5 protein-coding genes and 1 pseudogene are annotated in these 6,305 nt (G+C 72.0%); 2 read left to right on the top strand and 4 right to left on the bottom strand.

What is annotated here, in order from left to right; translation table 11 throughout:
* Positions 1-172: 172 nt before the first annotated feature.
* The 3 genes from BN1056_RS08235 to proC all read right to left on the bottom strand — a co-directional run bounded on the left by BN1056_RS08235 (position 173) and on the right by proC (position 4,392).
* Positions 173-2,704, bottom strand: a complete 2,532-nt coding sequence (locus tag BN1056_RS08235; protein ID WP_210580312.1) for an ATP-grasp domain-containing protein — start codon at positions 2,702-2,704, stop codon at positions 173-175.
* A gap of 33 nt (positions 2,705-2,737) precedes the next feature.
* Positions 2,738-3,388 (bottom strand): sugar transferase, encoded by a 651-nt coding sequence (locus tag BN1056_RS08230; RefSeq protein ID WP_073332802.1) that lies wholly within the window; start codon positions 3,386-3,388, stop codon positions 2,738-2,740.
* A 176-nt stretch (positions 3,389-3,564) separates the two neighbouring features.
* Positions 3,565-4,392, bottom strand: coding sequence for a pyrroline-5-carboxylate reductase (gene proC / locus BN1056_RS08225; protein ID WP_210580310.1), 828 nt, complete (start codon positions 4,390-4,392; stop codon positions 3,565-3,567).
* Positions 4,393-4,644: 252 nt separating this feature from the next.
* Between proC and BN1056_RS08220 the strand changes: the two genes are divergently transcribed.
* Entirely contained in the window at positions 4,645-5,421 is a 777-nt protein-coding gene (locus BN1056_RS08220) for an SDR family NAD(P)-dependent oxidoreductase (protein ID WP_210580308.1), read from the top strand.
* Positions 5,422-5,540: 119 nt separating this feature from the next.
* Positions 5,541-6,014, top strand: a complete 474-nt coding sequence (locus BN1056_RS08215; protein WP_210580306.1) for a hypothetical protein — start codon at positions 5,541-5,543, stop codon at positions 6,012-6,014.
* A gap of 6 nt (positions 6,015-6,020) precedes the next feature.
* Here BN1056_RS08215 and BN1056_RS08210 read toward each other — a convergent pair.
* A pseudogene (locus BN1056_RS08210) lies at positions 6,021-6,305 on the bottom strand (hypothetical protein); the annotation flags it as partial.

The following is a 6,305-nucleotide window of genomic DNA, read 5'->3' as shown; positions in this document are numbered from 1 at the left end:
GCATGCGCGCGCATGCCCGCCGGCAGCGGGCGCACGTTGGCGCGCTGGTCCTCCCGTACCGACAGAGACATGATGTCCACCTGGTCGAAACCGGTCAGGTACTCCAGCTCGGTCGCCAGGAACGGCTCCCAGTTGCCCCAGGGGAAGGCGTTCGCCAGGATGATAAGTCGCTTCATGCCGCCTCCTGCAGTCGGAAGGTCACCTGGGCGGCCAGGGCGGCGGCCCGCTGCCGACACTGCTCCAGGTCGTGCCCGCGCACCACCACCTGTCCCAGACAGTCATTGGAGGAGGCGAAGCCGTCGATGCGGTCGCCCGGGCCGCGGAACAGGCTCAGGTCCACCGCCCAGTCGGGCAGGTCCCGGGGCACCAGCACGTCGGCGATGGTGCCGTGGGCGTCAGGGTCCGTGAGCATCAGTGCCAGGGCGGCGCCCGGCCCGGGTTCGCGCCGCGCCCAGGTGCCGGGCACGTCCAGGTCAAGCGCCTCCCGGGCCACCAGCTCGTAGTAGTCCAGGCCGTGCACCGCACCCATCAACTCGGGCAGTCCGTTGGCCCCGGCCCGGCCGGTCAGCTCGATCACGTACACCTGGCCGTCGCAGGCCATCAGGTCGATGTTGACGGCGCAGTCGTCCAGACCCAGCGCCGCCACCGCCGCGGCCGTGACCTCGCGAGCCTGGGCGGCCAGGTCGGCGTCGTCGAGGGGCACGTGGTGGCCGATGGGGATCGGCAGGCCGACGGCCAGGTCGTCGCCGTGGACGGTGACGTGTATCAGCTCGCCGTCGTGCACCAGCGCCTGTGCGCCGAACTCGCGGCCGTCCAGGAAGCGTTCGACGATCACCGTGCCGTGGCGGCTGAGGGCGTGGGCGCGATCGAAGGCGGCGCGGGCCTGGTCGGGTGAGGCCACCTTGAACACGCCGGATGAGCCCTGCAGGTCGGCAGCCTTGACCATGGCCGGCAGACCGACGGCGGCCAGGGCGGCGTCCAGTTCATCGCGGCTGGTGACCTCCCGGAAGGGGGCGGTGGATACGCCGCGGTCGACCAGGCGGCGCTTCATGGCCAGCTTGTCCATGCACAGCCGGGCGGCGGCGCGGCCGATACCGCGTAGCCCCAGCTCGTCGACCACCGCGCCCAGCGCCTCCAGGCCCGTGTCCAGGCAGCTGGTGGCGACGGCGTCGACCCCGGCCAGGCGGGCCTCCCGGGCCACCGCGTCCGGGTCGAGCAGGTTCACGTCGATGGCCTCATCGGCCTCCTTGAGTCCCGGAGGCGGCCCGGCGGTGAGGCTGGCGACCACTGCGGTGGCTCCCAGGCGCTTGACGGCGCGGATCAGCCCCAACTGGCCGCGGCCGGCGCCGATGATCAGCACGCGGCGGCCCCGTGCGGGCAGGTCGCCCGGCGTCGAGGAGGCGGGGCCGGGGGAGGCCGCCGCCGGCGTGGCGGCGGGGGAGGGGAGCTGCGCGTCGACCTCGATGCGGATCAGGTCGCGGGCCCGCTCGCAGGCGGCGACGGCGGTGACGCGGTCGGGGGCGGAGGCAACCACCACGCCCAGGCGATCCGTGCTGGAGTGCAGCGGGGCGATGGCCTCGCCGGGCTGCGCCAGGGTGATGACGGCGTCGACGCCGGGGACGGCGCGCGCCTCCTCCACCCCGTGGAAGGCGCGCAGCACGCCCTCGGGGGCGGTCAGGAAGCGAATGGCGGCGGCCCGTCCGGAGGAGGCCGGCACCTCGATCTTCTCCCCGCAGGCCTGCCGCAGCACCAGGCCGATGAAGTCGATGCCGGTGGAGCCGGGGACCACATGGGAGGAGACGAAGTCGCCGGCCATGCGGCAGCCGAACTCAATGAGCACGGGCCCATTGTCCGTCAGCATCATCTCCACGTGGGCGGGGCCGAAGTGCATGTCCACGGCGGCCAGGCACTGGGCCACCAGGGCATGGGCGGCGGTCAGGGTGTCGGCGTCCAGGTCGGCGGGCTGGGTGTGGCCGGTCTCAATGAAGTGGGGGCTGCCGGTGGTGTCCTTGTCCGTGGTGGCGACCACGTGGTACGTACCGTCCACGCACAGCACCTCGCAGCTGATCTCCCGCCCCACCAGCAGCTCCTCCACGATCACGGTTGGCTCGTAGGAGGGAGCCAGGGCATAGTCCAGTGCCCGGGCCAGGTCTGCCTCGCTGTCCACCTGCACTACCCCGCGGGACCCGGAGGAGTCCAGCGGCTTGACGATGCAGGGCAGGCCCACCTGGGCGACGGCGGCGCGCAGCTCGTCCAGGTCGGTGGCCAGGGCGAAGCGCGGGTGGGGTACGCCCGCGCGGGCGACGGCCTGAAGCATCAGCGCCTTGTCGGTACACGCCGCGGCCGTGTCCGGCGAGACGGCGGGCAGGCCGTGAGCCTGGGCGACGGCCGCCATGGCCCGCACCGGCCGGTCCGTGCCCACAGAGGTGACCCCCGCCAGCTCGCGGTCGCGTGTAAGGGCCAGCAGCCCCTCCACGTCGGTGGTGGACACGGCGGCGAACTCGTCCGCCAGCGCGGCGCCGGGAACGTTGGGGTTGGCGTCCACGACCAGCGTGCGCAGTCCCAGGTCGCGGGCCCTGCGGATCATCGGCACCTGGAGCGGAGAACCACCCAGGATCAGCACCGGTGGGCGTTCGGCGGCGGGGCGCGTCGACTGGTCGGCGTCCGCGTGGGGCTGGATGGCGGGGGTTTCAGGGACGGTCATGAAGTGGCTCCTTGGTTTCCTTGACGCCGGTTCTCAGGCGGTTTCCTTGGCGTCGGAGTAGACGGACTTGCCGGTGAGCACGGTCTGGATGGTTTTGAGCACGATGCGCAGATCCAGGCCGAAGGACAGGTGATCGACGTAGTAGCAGTCGGCGGCGTAGCGCTCGGGCAGGGTGGTGGAGTTGCGGTAGAAGGCCTGGTTGTAACCGGTGATGCCGGGCCTGACCGTGAGTCGCCGCCGCTCGTCCGCGCCCATGCGCTCCAGCGGCTTGGTCGCCAGGTTGGGGCGCGGCCCGATCAGACTCATGGTGCCGTTCAGGACGTTGAGGAACTGGGGCACCTCGTCGACGGAGGTGGTGCGCAGGAAACGGCCCACACGGGTCACGCGGGTATCGGTGCGGGAGGCGACGGAGGAGGAGTCCGCGTTGCGGATATCGGGTGCGCCCACGGACATGGAGCGGAACTTGAAGATCTTGAAGGGGCGGCCGTGGCGTCCCCAGCGCTCCTGCCGGTAGAAGATGGGGCCGCCGTCGTCGAGCTTGATGGCGGCGCCGACGCCGACGGTCAGCACTCCCAGCACCGGCATGACGGCGAGGGCGGCGCCCACGTCCAGGGCGCGCTTGCCGTAGCGGGCATAGAAGGTGCGTGGTTGCTTCCAGGTGCTCAGGGTCGCCTGGTTCGCCATAGGAGTTCCCCTTTCGGAGGCTTCACCGGGGCAGCGGTCAGGAATGGGCAGGTATCAGGAGGTAAACGGTCAGGAACAAGATGATCAGGAACAGGTACGGATCCGGTAACGGACAGGGCAAGTGGTGCCAGCTTAGCGGCTTTGCAGGGGTGCGTGCACGGCGCACGCGTGAGAGATTAAGCGCCCAGCGCCCGATCCCGGGCAATGGTCGCCTGCACGCCGTCGACAACCGCGGCGGAGAAACCCGCCCGCTCCAGCGCCACCAGCCCCGCCACCGTCGTGCCGCCGGGAGAGGAGACGGCGTCGATCAGGTCGGCGGGAGTACGGCCGCGCCCGGCGTCCCCGGCGTCGGCCGCCTCGGCTTGCACGGTCAGGGCCGAGCCGAGTACCGCCTGGGTGACGATCTGAACCGCCTGCGCCTTGGGAATGCCGGCGGCCACTCCGCCGCGCGCCAGTGCCTCGATGAACTGGAACACGAAGGCGGGGGAGGAGCCCGCCAGCGCGGTGAACGCCGAGAAGTCCTTCTCCGCCAGCACCACGGTGCGGCCCACGGTGCTCATGAGGGCACGCGCGGTCTCCAGGTCGGCGGCGCCGGCTGTGGCACCCGCCGCCAGGGCGGTCATGGACTGGCCCACCGCCGCCGCCATATTCGGCATGGCCCGCACCACGCGGGCCCCCGGGGGCAGCATCTGTGCCAGGCGCTCGGTGCTCAGCCCCGCCGCAATCGAGAGCACCAGCGGGCGGCGGGCGGCCAGCGCGTCGGCGAGGGACTCCAGCACTTCCGGCACCACGTGCGGCTTGACCGCGAGCACCACCACATCACTGGCCGCCACCAGGTCCGCCGGCGCCGGGACGTGCCGCGCCCCGGTGGCGGCGGCCAGGCGGGAGGCGGAGTCGTGTGCGCTGGTCAGCAGCACGTCGGTGGTGGGCGTGCCCGCCGCGATGGTGCCGCGCACGATCGCTTCCGCCATATTGCCCGCACCGATGAAGCCGTAGACCGTCATGCCTCCAGACTAGTAGACGACCGGTAGGCGCTCGCGGTTCTTGGGTCCGGCTCCGTCGGCGCCCACATGACTCCAACGCCTCCGACGAATCGCCCGCGGTCGCCAGCACCGCCGCCCCGAGTACGACCTCCCGCACCCGAAAACGTCCTCCTTCGCCCGATAACGACCACCGGCATCGCAGCCCCGACCCGAACCACCACACCCACAAACACGAAGAGCCCCGAAGACCCGGTGAAAGGGGACAATGGCGGCATGAGCCAAGTCACTTCCACCCCAGTTTCGTTCCCTACTTCGCGTCGCGCCCTGGTCACCGGGGCCTCCACCGGCATCGGCGCAGCCACCGTCCGCCTGCTGCGCGCCCACGGTTGGGAGGTGGTCGCCACCGCCCGACGCAGCGAGCGCCTGGCCGCCCTGAGTGAGGAGACCGGCTGCACCTGGGTGGCTGCCGACCTGCAGCAGCCCGCCGACGTCGCGCGCCTGGTCGAGCAGGTGCAGGCCGGCGGTCCGGTCGACGCCGTCGTCAACAATGCCGGCGGTGCTCTGGGCGCGGATCCGGTGGCTGCGGGCAGCGTCGAGGAATGGGCCACCATGTACGAGCGCAACGTCCTGGCGGCGCTGCGGGTCACCCAGGCGTTCCTGCCGGAAATGCGTGAGCGGGGCGGCGACCTGGTGTTCCTCACCTCCACCGCGGCGCACGACACCTACCCCGGGGGCGGGGGTTACGTGGCCGCCAAGCATGCCGAACGGATCATCGCCAACACCCTGCGTCTGGAACTGGTCGGCGAGCCCGTGCGCGTCATCGAGATCGCCCCGGGAATGGTGGCGACTCCCGAGTTCTCCCTGAACCGCTACCACGGCGACAGGGAGCGTGCGGCCGCCGTCTACGCGGGCGTCGCCGAGCCCCTGGTGGCCGAGGACATTGCCGAGTGCATCGTGTGGGCGCTGGAGCGGCCCGCACACGTCAACATCGACTCACTCATCGTGCGCCCCCGGGCGCAGGCCTCCAACACGGTGGTGGCCCGCGACTGAGGCGGCGCGCCCAATACACAGCTGCGCCACAGCGCCGGTACGTGGACGATTCAGCGGCGGTGCCTAGCTTCGGCCTCGCCTTGACACTGCGAGGCCCACCACGTACCGAAAGGACTCAGATGACCGAGCCCAGGCCCGACGACTTCGACGTCACCGCCCGCATCCCCACCCCCGACGCCTCCACGCAGCACCCGACGTCGGCCGATGGGGCCGACGCGGGCTTGACGAACGACGCCGCTCCCGCACGGACCAAGCGGCAGCGTCCCTGGTACCGGCGCGCCTGGGTCGCCGTCGTCGCCGTGGTCGCTCTCGCCGCGGCCGCCTTCGGTGCCGGCTGGGGCACGAACGAGCTGCTCTCGCCCGACCAGGCCCCGGCCGGCAGCGAGCGCAGCGACTTCGACCCGCGGCAGGGTGGGCCGGGTGATGGCCAAATGCCGGGCGGCGGCCAGATGCCCGGTGGACGGGGGGAACAGGGCGGCGGTGCCGGACGCACCACGCCCAACGACGACGCCACCGGCGGTTCCGACGGCGGTGCCACCTCCGAGGGTGGCGACAGCGCCGGCGTGCTGCAGAACGAGAACACCTCGGCCTGACCGGCGTCAGTGCCCGGGCTCGAACAGGGGGCCCAGATCGTCGACCGTGCGGCGCGCCCAGGGGGTGGCCGCGAGTAGGCCGAGGGCAGTGATTAGCGCGCCCGCCAGCGCCATCAGCACCCAGATGGAGCGGGCCGAGACCAGAGTCAGACCGCCGTTGCCGGAGACTAGCCCGGCCAGGGCCACCCCCAGCGCGATGCCAACCTGCCGGCTGGATGCCGCCACCCCGGACGCCGCCCCCGCTTGGGACAGCGGCATACCCGCCACCGCCGTCGTCGTGATCGGCGGGTT

This window comes from Actinomyces succiniciruminis (assembly GCF_900002405.1).
GTDB lineage: Bacteria > Actinomycetota > Actinomycetes > Actinomycetales > Actinomycetaceae > Actinomyces > Actinomyces succiniciruminis.
This window is presented reverse-complemented; position numbering and strand designations above follow the sequence as displayed.

What these genes read in the sequence shown, in the direction of transcription:
- BN1056_RS08235 (WP_210580312.1), bottom strand. Translation starts at nt 2,704, where the DNA reads ATGACCGTCCCTGAAACCCCCGCCATCCAGCCCCACGCGGACGCCGAC.
- BN1056_RS08230 (WP_073332802.1), bottom strand. Translation starts at nt 3,388, where the DNA reads ATGGCGAACCAGGCGACCCTGAGCACCTGGAAGCAACCACGCACCTTC.
- proC (WP_210580310.1), bottom strand. Translation starts at nt 4,392, where the DNA reads ATGACGGTCTACGGCTTCATCGGTGCGGGCAATATGGCGGAAGCGATC.
- BN1056_RS08220 (WP_210580308.1), top strand. Translation starts at nt 4,645, where the DNA reads ATGAGCCAAGTCACTTCCACCCCAGTTTCGTTCCCTACTTCGCGTCGC.
- BN1056_RS08215 (WP_210580306.1), top strand. Translation starts at nt 5,541, where the DNA reads ATGACCGAGCCCAGGCCCGACGACTTCGACGTCACCGCCCGCATCCCC.